The following is a 242-nucleotide window of genomic DNA, read 5'->3' as shown; positions in this document are numbered from 1 at the left end:
ACAATATTGCTGTAAAGCCATTAGCTAAATATCCTTTAGTGTTTGGCTCAAAGTTCAAGGTTGGGTTAGTCGTGGCGCTGGGCACTTTTTGCTGCTACGGTCGGGCTGCCTTAAGCCGTAAAGTGCTTGTTATCGTTAGTGTTCTTACGCTACCATCAAATAACAAGGTAATTCAATCTGACAAAAATAGCTTGTCTCGTTTTTTGCAAAAGGCGCAAAAACCAATCCAACTATTTTTGCAG

General features: G+C 40.9%; 1 protein-coding gene. It reads left to right on the top strand.

The genetic code is table 11. The features are described from left to right. Nucleotides 1-242 (top strand): hypothetical protein (locus H4J59_RS19125; protein WP_220469671.1); only part of this gene is annotated, 242 nt, incomplete at both ends.

Source organism: Colwellia sp. MB02u-10 (assembly GCF_014077185.1).
Lineage (GTDB): Bacteria > Pseudomonadota > Gammaproteobacteria > Enterobacterales > Alteromonadaceae > Cognaticolwellia.
The sequence above is the reverse complement of the archived record's forward strand: the minus strand, read 5'-3'. Positions and strand labels throughout refer to the sequence as shown.